This is a genomic window from Dyella sp. 333MFSha (assembly GCF_900102405.1).
In the GTDB taxonomy this organism is placed as follows: Bacteria; Pseudomonadota; Gammaproteobacteria; order Xanthomonadales; family Rhodanobacteraceae; genus Luteibacter; species Luteibacter mycovicinus.
This window is the reverse complement of record NZ_FNBR01000002.1, coordinates 1330974-1343937: the sequence shown is the minus strand read 5'-3', so window position 1 is coordinate 1343937 and position 12964 is coordinate 1330974. Positions and strand designations below refer to the sequence as shown.

At 63.2% G+C, this 12964-nt stretch carries 13 protein-coding genes; 4 read left to right on the top strand and 9 right to left on the bottom strand.

What is annotated here, in order from left to right; all coding sequences use genetic code 11:
* Window positions 1-35 precede the first annotated feature (35 nt).
* The gene (locus BLT40_RS13175) at window positions 36-2504 is read left to right on the top strand and encodes a sensor domain-containing protein (RefSeq protein WP_255364010.1); all 2469 of its coding nucleotides are present in this window, start codon (window positions 36-38) and stop codon (window positions 2502-2504) included.
* A gap of 42 nt (window positions 2505-2546) precedes the next feature.
* On the opposite strand, the gene BLT40_RS13170 is transcribed toward BLT40_RS13175, so the two are convergent.
* The 3 genes from BLT40_RS13170 to BLT40_RS13160 are packed head-to-tail and all read right to left on the bottom strand — an operon-like array spanning window position 2547 to window position 5402.
* Entirely contained in the window at window positions 2547-3002 is a 456-nt protein-coding gene (locus tag BLT40_RS13170; protein ID WP_036116682.1) for a GNAT family N-acetyltransferase, read from the bottom strand.
* 5 nt (window positions 3003-3007) lie between these two features.
* On the bottom strand, window positions 3008-4393 hold the full coding sequence (gene ntrC / locus BLT40_RS13165; protein ID WP_043691639.1) for a nitrogen regulation protein NR(I): 1386 nt from the start codon (window positions 4391-4393) through the stop codon (window positions 3008-3010).
* Entirely contained in the window at window positions 4386-5402 is a 1017-nt protein-coding gene (locus tag BLT40_RS13160) for a two-component system sensor histidine kinase NtrB (protein ID WP_079521650.1), read from the bottom strand. Before BLT40_RS13160 ends, ntrC begins: the two co-directional genes overlap by 8 nt.
* A gap of 82 nt (window positions 5403-5484) precedes the next feature.
* On the opposite strand from BLT40_RS13160, the gene BLT40_RS13155 reads away from it, so the two are divergent.
* Window positions 5485-5769: a hypothetical protein gene (locus tag BLT40_RS13155; RefSeq protein WP_090353757.1), complete on the top strand. Its 285-nt coding sequence runs from the start codon at window positions 5485-5487 to the stop codon at window positions 5767-5769.
* Between the two features lie 457 nt (window positions 5770-6226).
* Here BLT40_RS13155 and BLT40_RS13150 read toward each other — a convergent pair whose 3' ends face one another.
* The 3 genes from BLT40_RS13150 to BLT40_RS13140 all read right to left on the bottom strand — a co-directional run bounded on the left by BLT40_RS13150 (window position 6227) and on the right by BLT40_RS13140 (window position 9184).
* Window positions 6227-7303, bottom strand: coding sequence for an acyltransferase family protein (locus BLT40_RS13150; RefSeq protein WP_079521648.1), 1077 nt, complete (start codon window positions 7301-7303; stop codon window positions 6227-6229).
* Window positions 7304-7406: 103 nt separating this feature from the next.
* Window positions 7407-8144, bottom strand: a complete 738-nt coding sequence (locus BLT40_RS13145) for a LytR/AlgR family response regulator transcription factor (RefSeq protein WP_143025885.1) — start codon at window positions 8142-8144, stop codon at window positions 7407-7409.
* The gene (locus tag BLT40_RS13140; protein ID WP_176809173.1) at window positions 8141-9184 is read right to left on the bottom strand and encodes a sensor histidine kinase; all 1044 of its coding nucleotides are present in this window, start codon (window positions 9182-9184) and stop codon (window positions 8141-8143) included. The genes BLT40_RS13145 and BLT40_RS13140 overlap by 4 nt, the downstream gene beginning before the upstream one ends.
* Window positions 9185-9378: 194 nt before the next feature.
* Here BLT40_RS13140 and BLT40_RS13135 point away from each other — a divergent pair, with 194 nt between their 5' ends.
* Window positions 9379-9786 carry a hypothetical protein gene (locus BLT40_RS13135; protein ID WP_254857273.1) on the top strand — a complete coding sequence of 136 codons (408 nt, stop codon included), beginning with the start codon at window positions 9379-9381 and terminating at the stop codon, window positions 9784-9786.
* A gap of 7 nt (window positions 9787-9793) precedes the next feature.
* Here the strand turns inward: BLT40_RS13135 and BLT40_RS13130 are convergent, their stop codons facing one another.
* A complete protein-coding gene (locus BLT40_RS13130; protein ID WP_218124558.1) occupies window positions 9794-10321 on the bottom strand; it encodes a DUF4142 domain-containing protein in 528 nt (175 codons plus the stop codon).
* Window positions 10322-10569: 248 nt separating this feature from the next.
* Between BLT40_RS13130 and BLT40_RS13125 the strand changes: the two genes are divergently transcribed.
* Window positions 10570-11457, top strand: a complete 888-nt coding sequence (locus BLT40_RS13125; RefSeq protein ID WP_079521644.1) for a manganese catalase family protein — start codon at window positions 10570-10572, stop codon at window positions 11455-11457.
* 106 nt (window positions 11458-11563) lie between these two features.
* Here the strand turns inward: BLT40_RS13125 and BLT40_RS13120 are convergent, their stop codons facing one another.
* Complete coding sequence (locus tag BLT40_RS13120; protein WP_079521643.1) at window positions 11564-12145, bottom strand: DUF1989 domain-containing protein; 582 nt, start codon at window positions 12143-12145, stop codon at window positions 11564-11566.
* Window positions 12142-12804: a guanitoxin biosynthesis heme-dependent pre-guanitoxin N-hydroxylase GntA gene (gene gntA, locus BLT40_RS13115; RefSeq protein ID WP_090353749.1), complete on the bottom strand. Its 663-nt coding sequence runs from the start codon at window positions 12802-12804 to the stop codon at window positions 12142-12144. Before gntA ends, BLT40_RS13120 begins: the two co-directional genes overlap by 4 nt.
* Window positions 12805-12964: the final 160 nt, after the last annotated feature.

Here is a 12964-nt window from a genome sequence, read left to right as displayed (position 1 = left end):
TACGCGGGCAGTTCGACCCATTAGAGTGGGCGAACGTGAATACCCATACCACCGACTGGCCCGCGTACCTCCTCGACCGTGCACCGGCGATGATCGCTTACGTCGGTACGGATGGCTGCTTTCGTTACGCGAGCCCCGCGTTCCTCGCCTGGATGAACGTGACGTCCGATGGAATCACGGGGCAGCGTGCGGAAGATCGCCTGCCGGCCCCCATGAACGGGGCGATCGCGGACGGCATCCGTGCGGTGTTGACCGGCGAGCCGATGGTCGGCGACCTGGGCATCGCCCACGCGATCCCGGGCCGCTACGCACAGGCGACGTTCTCACCCGATCGCGACGAGTCCGGGCAACTGCTCGGCGTGTCCATCGTGCTCGCCGATATCTCCGGGCGTCGCGCGCTCGAGACACGAATGCGTGAGAGCGAACGACGATTCGCGCTGGCATTCCGTTACGCGTCGATCGGTGTCGCGCTCGTCCTCCCGGACGGTCGCTGGCTGCAGGTCAACGAAGCGCTGTGTTCGATGCTCGGATACACCGAAGACGAGTTGCTCGCTTCCGCATTCCAGGCCGTGACCCACCCCGATGACCTCGCCGCCGATCTGGCCCTCGTCAGGATGGTGCTGGCCGGCGAACACCCGTCCTACACGATGGAAAAGCGCTACGTGCACCGTGACGGCCACACCGTGCACGGCATGCTCAGCGTATCGCTCGTGCGTGACGAACACGGCGAGCCGCTCTACTTCATCTCGCAGGTGCAGGACATCAGCGAGCGCAAGGCCTTCGAAGACGCGCTGTTCCGCGAGCGCGAACTGGCCGAAGTCACGCTGAAGTCCATCGGCGATGCGGTCATCACGACGGATCCCGACATGATCGTGACCTCGCTCAACCCCATCGCCGAAGCGATGACGGGATGGACGAGCCACGAAGCGGTCGGGCGCCCGATGGACGAGATCTTCCAGTTGCGCGAGACGCTGTCGGGCCTGCCCATTCCCAATCCGCTGATCGCCGCCGTCCAGAAAAACGCCATCGTCGGCCTGACCACCGATGCGACCCTCATTCATCGCAACGGCTTCGAAAGCCCGATCGAGGATTCCGCGGCGCCGATCCATGACCACACCGGTAACGTCGTCGGCGGTGTCGTCGTGTTTCACGACGTGAGCGAGACGCGCGCGCTGGCGCTGAAGATGGCGCACCTGGCGCATCACGACACGCTGACGGGTCTGCCCAACCGTGCGCTGCTGCAGTCGCGCATGGAGTTCGCGGCGACGGTGGCGTCACGTCGCAACCAGCGCGCCGCGCTGCTCTTCGTCGACATCGATCACTTCAAGCAGATCAACGACACCATGGGCCACGCCGCCGGCGATGCGCTGCTGCAGGAAGTGGCGCGGCGCATCCGTGCGGCCGTGCGCTCCGATGACACGGTCAGTCGCCTCGGCGGTGACGAGTTCGTCGTGCTGCTCCCGCTGATCGACGGACCGTCGGATGCGAGCCTCGTGGCGGAGAAAGTACTCGCCGCCTGCAGCCAGGCGGTGAGCGTCGACGCCTCCGCGCTGACGATCAGTTTCAGCATCGGTATCAGCGTGTATCCGGACGACGCACCGGATGCCGAGTCCCTGCTGCGCAATGCCGACACGGCGATGTACGAAGCGAAGATGCAGGGGCGCAACGGATACCGGTTCTTCAATCCCAGCATGAACGAGCGAAACACCGCACGTGTGCGTATCGAAGTGGAACTGCGCAAGGCGCTCGCCCGCGGTGAGCTGAGCCTGCATTACCAGCCCAAGGTCGACGTGGACCTGGGTAGCATCGTCGGCGCCGAAGCGCTGCTGCGCTGGCAGGTCAACGGCGAGGATGTGTATACGCCAGAGCAGTTCATCCCGGTGGCCGAGGATTGCGGGCTCATCGTTCCGATCGGCGAATGGGCGTTACGCGAAGCCTGCCGCCAGGCGGAGATCTGGACGCGCCGCTACCGGCCGCTGTCGGTGTCCGTCAATGTCTCGGCGTTGCAGTTCCAGCACACTCGCTTCTTCGAATCGCTCAGCGGAATCATTGCCGACAGCGGCATCCATCCGACGCTGCTCGAGCTGGAACTCACCGAGCGCACCGTCATGGAAGGCGGCGACCACATCGCGGCGCTGCTGCATCGGATCAAGTCGCTGGGCGTATTGCTGAGCCTCGACGATTTCGGTACGGGCTATTGCAGCCTGTCGTACCTCAAGCACTTCCCCATCGACACGCTGAAGATCGATCGTGCCTTTGTCCGCGATGTCGCCGTCGACAACGACAGTGCCGCCATCGTCAGCGCCATCATCGCGATGGGCAGGGGGATGAACAAGCAGGTGCTTGCGGAGGGCGTGGAGAGCAACGAGCAGGCGCGCTTCCTCAGCCATGCCGGCTGCCCGTTGATGCAGGGCTTCCTCTTCGGGAAGGGGGTATCCGCGAAAGAATTCGAGGCGCGGATCGCGGCGGTGGATACCGGGGATTTGCGGGTCACCGGCACCTGAAGCGGCTTTTGCACGAGCCAGCCTGCTGGCGGTATCAGCCCGTCACCGCCCCAACGCCGCCTCATACATGAAGTAATGACACCGCTCCATTCCCAGTCCCGCGTAGGTCCGCTGCGCGCGCTCGTTCTCCAGCTCCACGTAAAGCCTGAGACCCACCGCACCCGCGCCTTCGGCCATCGCCTTCACGTGCCGGTATAACCCGGCAAACACCCCGTTCCGGCGAGCCTCGGCGATCACGTAAACGCTCTGCACCCACCAGAAATCGCCGCAGCGCCAGTCGCTCCACTCGTACGTGACGAGCAGGCAGCCCACGGCCACGCCGTTCAGTTCGGCAACAAGATAGAAGCCCCGCCGCGGCTCATCGAACACCGCGCGCACGCCTCGTCCGATCACCTCCGGGTCGAGCCGCTTTTCCTCCGTCTCCCACGCCATGGCGATATTCCAGCCGGCGATCGCGTCGGCGTCTTCGGGACCCGCGCGGCGAATGTCCAGGCTCATGTGTCTTATCCGTTGGAGGGCCGTCGCTTGCGCGACGCACCGAGTTTGCGTGTGAGGGTATTGCGGCCGACACCGAGCGCCGCCGCGGCATGCTGCCGGTGTCCGTCGTTGGCGACCAGCGCCACCTGTAACAGCGTTTTGTCCAGGGCGTCGCGGGCACGCGCGTGGACGTCCACCTCGCCTTGCGCGAGCGCGTCCTGCGCCCAGAGGCGCAGCGCGTCCGTCCATTCCGCGCTGCGCGTTTCGCGTGCCGGCAGGTTGCCGAGATCGCCCGCGAGGATTTCCAGCCCGGGCGCCACGACCGCCAGTCGGCGGCACAGGTTTTCCAGCTCGCGGACGTTGCCGGGATAGTCGCGCTGCTCCACGAGTTTCATGGCCCCGCGCGAAAAGCGCTTCGGCGGCACGCCGAGTTCGGCCGCCGCCCTGGCGAGAAAGTGGCGCGCGAGCAGCGGTATATCGCCGCGACGCTGACGCAAGGAAGGCAGTTCGATACGAACCACGTCGAGGCGATGTTTCAGATCCGCGCGGAACAGGCCCTGCGTCACCCGCGCATCCAGATCCTGATGCGTCGCCGCCACGATGCGCACATTGCTGCGAATGGACTCACGCCCGCCCACGCGGTAGAACTCACCGCCCGCCAGTACACGCAGCAACCGCGTCTGCAGACCGATCGGCATGTCGCCGATTTCGTCGAGGAAGAGCGTGCCGCCTTCCGCCTGCTCGAAGCGTCCGGCGTGGCGGCGCGTGGCACCGGTAAAGGCACCCGCTTCGTGGCCGAACATCTCGCTTTCCAGCAGTTCCGAAGGAATGGCCGCGGTGTTCAGCGCGACATAGGGCTTGCCGTTACGCGCACTCTCTTCATGCAGCGCACGGGCTACCAGTTCCTTGCCCGTGCCGGTCTCGCCGGTGATCAACACATTGAGGTCGCTGGCCGCGACACGACCGATCAGGCGAAACACCTCGCGCATCGCCATGCTCTCGCCAAGCAAGGCGTGCTCGTCGGTGCGCGGCGGCGGTGGCACGACTTCTTCGTGCGCGGCCGCGAGCGTGCGCTCAACCGCTTCCACCGCCTGATCGAGATCGAACGGCTTGGCAAGATAGTCGGCCGCTCCGGCGCGATACGCCGCCGCCGTCGTCGCCACGTCGGTATACGCACTCATGACGATCACGGGACCGATGTTCCGGCGCGTGAGGTCTTCGAGCAGGCGCAAGCCGTTCTCGCCCGGCATGCGCACATCGGTCACCAGTAAGGCGGGGCGACTCTCGTGCAGCGCCGCGCGTACCGCCTCGCCCGCGCTGAACTCGCGCACCGTATGACCCGCGTCGCGCAGGGCCTCCGCCAGGACGAAACGCACGCCGCGATCGTCGTCGGCGATCCAGATCTCAGTCATGGTGCCGCTCCATCGGGAGGTACAGGGAGAACACGGTCTCGCCGGGTCGGCTCGTGTAGCGTAAATCGCCGCCGTGTTCGAGCGCGATTTCGCGCGATAGCGCCAGGCCGAGGCCCGTGCCGTCGGCGCGTCCGGAGACCAGTGGCTGGAACAGGGAGTCGCGTAATTCGTCGGCCACGCCGGGGCCATCGTCGATCACGTCCACCCGCAGCGCCGCGCGCACCGTGCGCTCGCCCAGACGCGCACCGTGCTCGACACGCGTGCGTAGGATGACCGTCGACGCGCCCGCTTCGCTGGCGTTGCGGGTGAGATTCAGCAGAACCTGGAGCAGACGATCCGGGTCGCCGACGCTGTCCGGCAGGCTGGGATCGAAATCGTGGCGGACGCGCGGGGCATCGACCTCCGCCACGACGAGGCCTTCCAGCCGTTCGAGCAGTTCGTGGACGTTGACCGGGCCGAGGCGCGCGGCACCACCGTGCCGGAGCAGGCCGTCGGCCAGTGCGGCGAGACGATCGGCCTCGGAGATCACCATCTGCGCCAGCTGACGGAGGTCGCTGTCGACGACGCGGCGTTCGAGAAGCTGGGCGGCGCCACGCAATCCGGCGAGCGGGTTCTTCACCTCGTGGGCGAAGCCGCGCAGGGTGGCCGAGAGCGGCGTGCCGGTGTTAGTCGACAGGTCGGGCGCCAGCGGGTGAACTTCGATCAGGACGCGACCGTCGTCGAGGGGCTGGAGGATCAGATCGGCGGTGACTTCGCGGCCCCGGGCCACACCAAAGGTGACGGCGCGGAGGTTGTAGGCACGCCGTTCCAGGGCGGCGCGGTCGATCTGGCCGGCCAGCGCGGGCTCGCGCATCAGGGCGGTCAGATGCTGGCCGATGGCGGTCCGGGGGCCGACTTCGAGGAATTCGCCGAGCGCGGGGTTGATCCATGCCACGCGGCCGTCGATGGAAACGACCGCCAGGCCGGTGCCCAGGAGGGTTAAGAGGTCTGCCTGATCGGGTGCATGCATTGCACCAATGTAGGGAGAGGCAGGGGTTGGTGCAATGGGATAAATTCTGGGGGGCCGACGGAACCCGCAAGGCCAATCCCCAATGAACATGTCGCTCAACGACGAACAACTCCTGCGACGCATCGACGAAGTTCTGCACTACCGCTGGGACCCACTCGGCGTCTCGGATAGTCCCGAGGCCAGAGACGAATACGAAAGCTACGTCCCCCGGACCTTCCAGCTACTCAAAGCCACCACCGATGGCAGCGATGTTGCCGACTACCTGCACTGGTTGAATACCGAACAGATGGGCGTAGGCGCCAACCGAAAACACGATGCGGAAATCGTCGACTTGCTTATGCGTTGGCGCGACCAGCTGTCGGACTAGCGTTACACCGGTGGCAGCGACGCAAGCCCGTGCCGTCGCCGCTGCCACCGCTTCCTCTCCGACGCTTTACTTCGACGGCAGCTGCTTTGCCATCTCGAGGTGATGCTGGAGCGTCGGGAGGGTCTTCGTCGCGAAGGATCGGATCGCCCCGACCTGCCCAGTTGAAGGTGCCGCGGAACTCGTCGGCAGCATCCGAGCGGGTGTTGAACTCGACCATCACCCCGCCCGGCGCGCAGGAAGGAGCGCGATCCGCGATCGTTGTGTACATGGTGGGGACGATGACTTGTATAGATGGCGCCACGACAGCCGCGCTCAGTCGCAACAGTCATTAGACCGAAATCAGGAGACGGCCTCACCGAAGCACGGTTTCAGCGAGGCCTCTTACTACTGAACCGTGCTATCCGTCGGCATGGGCACAGGCGGTGCCGACACCCAGAAACATAATCCTGACCCGGTACTATCGTGGTGTGGCGTCGTGACTCACACCTCCGGAAGGCGTCTTCATCCCAAAGGCGAGGCGCAGCCATGCGAACCTTCGCACGCAACCTTCGTACAGGACGAAGGATGCGCCCATGCTTAAGGCCACGATGGCGACGTACTTTGTCCAGGGCATCCACTCGTACTGAACGACGTAATACCCAACGCCGACGATGACCGTCTGATGCAGGATGTAAAGAGGATAACTGGCCTCCCTCGCCCAGATGAGCAGCGGATTGGCAAAAGAAAGGTAACGATAGCCATAGCCAAGGAAAACCATGACCCATAACCACGTAAAGATATTAGCTCCGAGGTGATCGGCGATCGAATCATGGCTGATGACTCCGGTATTGAAGCCGGAGATAAGCAGGACGAACACCGCCATCCCCATAACTAGTGACCACCGCCGAAACTGACATAGCCACTTCCACATATCCGGCGTCGAGGCCATCAAGTATCCGTAGGTAGTCAGTAGCAGGTAGTGATTGAAGATGTACCAGTCACCGACTAGGTTATGTGTTTCCGGAAACAGTGGTTTCAGGAGGTGCTCGTTGATGCCGAGGGGCACCCCCAGGAGGAAAAGCCACGTTCCTGGTGCTATATGTCGCGCCGTCCGCTTCCACCAGAGCATCAACGGAAGCAGCAACAGGATGTAGACGTAGAGATAAAGGATGAACCAGAGGTGGTGCCAGCTCAGATTCCACTGTCCCTGAAGCCGCCATTCGTAGTAGACCTGCGGCGGCAAGACAAGGGACGCGCCCGCTATGAGGGGCAGGACCAGCTTCTTTGTCCGCTCCCGCAGGAATTGCTCCGTGGTGCGTCGTCTGAGTGCAAACCACATGCCGGCGCCGGCGATGACGAACAGAAGTGGCATGCGCAGCCGGTGAGTGATGTCCATAGGCCATTGCAGGGAGGGAATAGTCTCGTCGTTGACGATGTGCCAGCCCCAGCCGACAAAAATCATTCCCGCATGAAAGAAGAACAGCACGGAGATGGCGATGACACGCAGCCAGTCCAGGAAGTCGTATCGGTCGTGCAAATCGTCGGTAGCAACCATGGCTTGCGTCTCCTGTCTCGATGATGAGCAGGAGCCTGACCGACGGATCGTTGGCTGGCAGCAGATGAGGGGCGGATAGCGACGTTGGCGGGGTGAGGTGGGGTTACCGGCCCATGAGTGCGAAGAAGGCGTCGCGATATCGCCGGCTGAGCCGGAGAGCACGACCGTTGCGAAGATGAATCTCGTAGTCACCCTTGAAGAGCGGCGAGAGCGATCCGATGGCCCCAAGATTCACCGCTGTCGACCTGTGGATGCGCACGAATCGCGTTTCGCCCAATTGCGATAACAGGTCCTGCAGCGTCCTGCGCAGCAGGTAGGTGCGCGTCGTGGTGTGTACACGGACGTAGTTATCGTCGGCCTCGAGCCATTCGACGGATGTAGCATCGACCAGCTGAAGTCGTTCACCATCCGGCACAAGGAGACGCTCGCACGGGGCCCGTGCCCGTCCGATCGCCACGGCTGTTGAGCCGGATTCGCGGGAGTGCAGTCGCTCGCGGACACGCTGCACGGTGCGCGCCAGGCGGTCCCTGTCGTAAGGCTTGAGCAGGTAGTCGATGGCGTTAAGATCATAGGCCCTCACGGCATGCTCGTCGAAGGCCGTGACAAAGACGATCAGCGGCGCGCTCGCGGGCTCGAGATGCGCGGCCACTTCGAGCCCCGACAGCGTCGGCATCTGAACATCCAGAAACGCCACATCGGGGCGGAGCTGCTCGATACACCGCGCCGCAGATAGCCCATCCTCCGCCGATCCGACAACGGTCATGTCCGGTTGCTCCGCCAGCCAGCGCTCGAGCTTCTCGCGGGCGGGTGCTTCGTCATCGGCGACCAAGGCGCGAATCACGGCATGACCCCCGCCAGCGGTATCGCGATGCGCGCGGCAACGCAATCGCCCTCGTTGCGGATAACCAGGGACGCAGCAGCGCCATATATGATGCTCAGCCGCTCCCGGCAGTTGCGCAGTCCCACTCCGTCCTGCTGATCCTCCGCGAGGAGGGTGCCCGAGTTGCTTACGACGATTTGCAGCAGGCTGCCTGCGCGCCGGGCACCAACTTCGATATGAACGGGCGTCGTCGTGCGCTCGACGCCGTGCTTGAAAGCGTTCTCAAGCAGAGGTTGGAGCAACAGTGCGGGCACGGCGACACTTAGAATCGTATCGTCGGTCTGCCAGCTGAGTGTCACGCGGTGACGGAACCGCTCGCGCATGATCTCCGCGTAAAGCGCTAGCGTGCGGAGCTCCTCGGTGAGCAGCGTCATCTCATTCCCGTGAGTCCTCAGACTTATGCGAAGCAGGTCGCCGAGCGTCGTGACCAGCCGGTCCGCCCTTGCCACGTCGGTGTGCATCAGCGCGGAGACAGTGTTGAGTGCGTTGAACAGGAAGTGCGGTCGCAGCTGGCCTTGAAGTTGTGCGAGCTGTGCTTCGGCCAGCGCCCTCTGAGTTTGCAGCAAGCGGTGCCGTTGGACCCGCCATTGCGCATAGGAGTCGACGCCAAAGAGCACGCCTAACCAAAGACCCGTGAAGATCGTCAGCTTGACGCTTTCATACACCACAACGAAGCCCCACCCGGGATGCTGGTAGCTAAGACCCATCATGGCGTAGACGCCCGTTCGTATCGCGTAAGCCATCGCGATCCACGTGACGACAACCACTGGGAGCCATCGCAGGTAAGCACCAAACCATCGGAGGGGCTTCGCTAAATACGGGGCATAGCGCCCGCGCACGCGAATCGCGAGCAACATCCAGTTCGTCGCGATCAGCGCCGAGCTCCCCTCCCAAAGGACGGGTTCCCACCAGTGGGTCACTGGATTCCGGAGCGCATCCTGGAGCGAGGCGCTGATCATGAGCAGCCAGAAGGCCGCCCAGAACGCGGCGAAGGTTTTCACGGGGAATGTCGTGCCGTTCGTCATGGGTGCGAGTGTAGCCATCCCCGGGGTGCGGGGTGTCGACTATGGGGTGAGCGGGACGTCGCCTGCACGGCACGGGACACGATGCCCTCTCCGCTACCGTTGGAACCCACCCGGCGTCCCGTCCATGCCGTCCTGCCATCTTCCGGGCAGATCACAGGAACTTGGCCGCCATGCCCGAGGCAGCCAGCGGCTCGACCGTTTGTCTGCATAGCGGCTGCAACGCCGTGATGGATCGCGCACATCGCCGCTGCTACTGCTGTCTCTCCCGATTCGGAGACATCATGGACATCGCCGCCCACCTTATGAGCCCGGAGCCGCTTGGCTGGCTCGCCTCCCTGATACTGCTCGGGACGATCGGGCGACAAATCTGGCGACAAGCGCACGCGCCCACCGTCGAGGGCGTTTCGAAATGGCTTTTCATCGGGCAGATGGCGGCTTCGCTGCTGTATCTCGTCTACAGCGTTCTCGTGAAGAACCCGGTGTTCATCGCGAGTAACGCTGCCCTGCTGATCGCCGGCATCACCGGTCAGATCATTTACCTGAAACGAAAGCACAGGGACGAAGCCGCCAGGGAGTAACTGAGCTTTACTTCGACGGCAGCTGCTTTGCCATCTCGAGGTGATGCTGGAGCGTTGGGAGGGTCTTCGTCGCGAAGGCCTTCAGTTCGGGGTCTTTGCCGGTGCTGGACTCCGTCGTGAACAGCTTGATGACCTTTTCGTGGTCCGCGACCATTTTCGTCTTGAACGCCGTATCGAAAGCCGCGCCGTCCTTCTTACCGATCGATGCGGCCGCGGTAGCGTCCGCAGGCATTGGCGCGGTCGATACAGGTATGGACTTGGCCGCGGCGATGGTCTTGAGTTCGTCGCCCGCCTTTGTATGGTCGTCCACCATCGTCTGGCCGAACGTCTTGACGTCGCTGGACGCGCCCTTTTCCGCCCCGAGCTTTCCGAGCGTGACTTCAGCAAGCCCTGCCGCGCTTGCCTTTTTCACGAAGGCCGCATCCGGCGCTGTCGACGCTGCCATGTCGGCAGGGGGGTGGGCGAACGCGGCGGCGCCGAAAGACATTGAAACAGCGGCAGCAAGAATGAGGACGCGCGAACGGGACTGGCTCATGATGAAACTCCGTCGGAAGGTGCATACGGTTTGGCACCTATGGCATGAAGCACCTGTGCACGAACGGTCGTGGCCTGTCACGCAGACGCTCGGCGCATAGCCACTCACACAAAGTGAGCCGGCGCAACCGTACCTTTACCTGGCGTATTTCATCCATGTCCATGGCGCCGTCACGCGCGTCGCCCCGGTTGAACACACGGCATGTCGGACACTCGGTGCTCAGTCAGCCAGCACACAGGTGCAAGCCAATGTTCAGTCACAACAAGCGACTTCAGTACACCGTTCGCGTTTCGGAATCCAATCCTGCCCTTGCAAATCTGCTTCTCGAGCAGTTCGGCGGACCGCAGGGTGAGTTAGCCGCCGCTATGCGGTACTTCACGCAGGCTCTGGCTGAAGAAGATATGGGCCGGAAAGACATGTTGCTCGACATCGCCACAGAGGAACTGAGCCATCTCGAGGTGATCGGCTCGCTCGTCGCGATGCTCAACCGCGGCGCGAAGGGCAGGCTCGCGGAAGCGGTCGAGTCGGAGGCCGAGCTTTTCCGCTCGCTCCAAGGTGCTGGCAATGACAGCCACGTTACGCAGGTGTTGTTCGGTGGCGGTCCCGCACTGATCAACTCCGCCGGCGTGCCGTTCTCGGGTGCCTATGTCGACTCCATCGGTGAGCCGACAGCCGACCTGCGATCGAACATCGCTGCGGAAGCGAGGGCCAAGATCGTCTATGAGCGCCTGATCAATGTGACCGAAGACGTCGGCGTCAAGGATGCACTGACTTTTCTCATGACCCGCGAAATCGCGCATCAGAAATCGTTCGAAAAGGCCCTCTACTCCATGGACAAGAGCTTCCCGCCGGGTAAGTTGCCGGGCGATCCGCGCTTCACCAGCCTCTATGTCAACACGTCCACCGGTGAAGGTGACGCGGCAGGCCCCTGGAACCGCGGTGAGCAGTGGGAAGTGATGACGCCGAACGACCAGAACATCCCTGTCGATGGCGGTGACGGGCAGGCGTCGGTTCAACTGTCGAGTGATGAAGAAGCGGTGGTCGGTCTCTTCGCCACCCGCGGAGCGTCGGATTCGTCGCGGGATCCAGTGACGGGTGCCGATCTTGGCGTCCTTCAGCAGGAACCGAAAAAGTAAGCGCGCGCTACTAACGTCCGGTTTAAGCGACAGCGATAAAAAAGGTGCCTGCGATAACGCGGGCACCTTTTTTTAGATAATCCGTCCGATAACGACCGGTGTGCCCTCACTCGATGACGTAGTGGATCGGCTTGAACCGGAAGTTATTCGACATACCTGCCGAGCACGCGGTCAGTCCGATGACGAGATCCATGTGCGCCCTGAAGCGCGTCTTGTCGCCCGGTTTACTCAACGGCGGCTCGACAGTAAGCGTGCCTGTCTCGCCGTTGACAGGAACATTCATGAAGACGTTGAAGGCCGTCGGGATCTGATCCCCGGTAATACCGTGCGGCTCGAGTGCGGCGCGCAGATTGCCGAAGCAGCCACGATGCGGCTCCGTATGTCCATACAGCTTACGGAACATCTCCGCCGAGCATGGCGCGAGAAGAAAGTCGTGTCGTCCTACATCGTCCTCGGTGATTTCCAGCATCACCGAGCTGCGGTTGGAATAGAGAAGATCGCCGGTGGACAGGTAGATCTTGCTTGCATAATCGAGCGTCCGACCCGATGACAGGACCTCGGCTTTATCCGCCAGGGCAAAGGCGATGAGGTCCGCCACCTGCTCACCCTCGGGATCGATGACGGTCAGCGTCTGCCCGGCCCTCAACACGAAGGCGACACCGCTCTGAGGTTCGATCACCGTCGTCATTGCTTGCTTCCCACTGGCTTAAACGGGCACTCCCATGACCCCTCGATGTGGCGGCCGCTGTATTGCAGGGCCTCGGAGCTCTCGCCATGGACAGCGAGCATGGGGTTTGCGGAGCCATTGAGTTCCACGTCTCGCTCGATGATCGCTTCTCGAAGCCTGTCGTAGCGTCCCTGCTGGCGTAGGAATTCAAATTGAGCGTGCAGATTGAACACCATGGCCGGATGCGCCAGGCGTCGCGCCGCACGACTGGCGCCCGGGTGAAGACCGATCACGTAGAAACTCTTGCCGCCGACGCTCATGGAAAACTTCTCGGAGGTGGGATCGGCACTGACCGTCTCGTCCCACGCGAAGCGCTTGCTGTCGACCTCGTGAATACCCTGAAGACGCGCGAACAGGTGCGTCTCGAAGGCTTCTTCGTCGAGCGACGGCGTCCGGGGGAAATGCACCACCAGGCTATGAAACACGTGCTCGGGCTTGCGACGCGTGGCAAAGTCCTCGATCGCGGCGGCGATGGCCGCATCGTCTTTGCCGCAGCGCAGGTCGGTCGCCTCGAAGTGAGTGACCTGATCGCGGGCATGTGCCGTTTTTGCGGCAAGACACGGGAACTGCTGGCTGGAAAGGTGCGCTGCGAATACTGAAGTGACTGATGAGACCGACATGAGTGCGCCCGCTTATACAAGGCTCTCATGGTGGAATGGCGCCCGTGAAATGGCGGGCGGCTCGTCGTGAGCGCCTCGCGATCAATGTGGTCGCACGCTTTCATGAGCGGCACGCGCCGTTCACATGGGCCGAGGCTCGAGCCGCGCCCGCGTTGCCTTC